1 pseudogene is annotated in these 685 nt (G+C 62.8%); it reads right to left on the bottom strand.

The features are described 5' to 3' along the window. Positions 1–543 precede the first annotated feature (543 nt). Positions 544–685, bottom strand: a pseudogene (locus MKK70_RS11525) (IS481 family transposase); the annotation flags it as partial.

Here is a 685-nt window from a genome sequence, read left to right as displayed (position 1 = left end):
ACATGACCCTGGAAAGCATCGCCCCGATCGGCGATGATCCCCTGGTCAGCCTGCCCACTCTGGCAGCCTGATCGTCCCGGCCCAAGCCGGTGATCGTGGTGGTCCTCACCGAGCTACACCACGCCAAGGGACACGACCCTCGTGTGCTGTGGGGTCGGTACGATCCCTCCTTCATTGTGCCAGGAGCCGAAGCCTATCTGCGCGACACACCGAAGGCAGAGTTGTACATCCTCGATGCTGGCCATTTCGCGCTAGACGAGGCGACGGACAGGATTGCTTGGCTGACACGTGACTTTCTCGGCCGCAGCATTGGAACCTCGACAGCCCCATCATCCGTACCTCGATAGTGCCGGGGCCTCTCCCCCGAACGTCGGAGAGGGGTTGGAGACAGAGCGTCCGCTTCGCGGCGAAAGGCCAACGTCCGATTGCCACCCCGAGCCGAAGTTGTAGGAGAGCTGACGAACGACTGCTTTGGAGAAGCGCCGACGGCGGCCCGGGCGGCTGGGTCGGGTCGGAACCCGTCTGTCCGCTCTACGACCGAGTTTAGCTGTGCAGTCCCGAGGTGAGATGGGTTGGATCGTATCTGAAGCGGTCTGGATTGTCTGCCCAGGCCCGGCAGATCGCTTCATACGGAGTAAGGCCGCGTAGGGTCTTGAGCCGCCGAGCGAAGTTGTAGGCATCCAGG

This window comes from Methylobacterium sp. E-041, from assembly GCF_022829665.1.
Taxonomy (GTDB): domain Bacteria; phylum Pseudomonadota; class Alphaproteobacteria; order Rhizobiales; family Beijerinckiaceae; genus Methylobacterium.
Note: the sequence above shows the minus strand (reverse complement) of the source record. Positions and strands in the feature narration are given on the sequence as shown.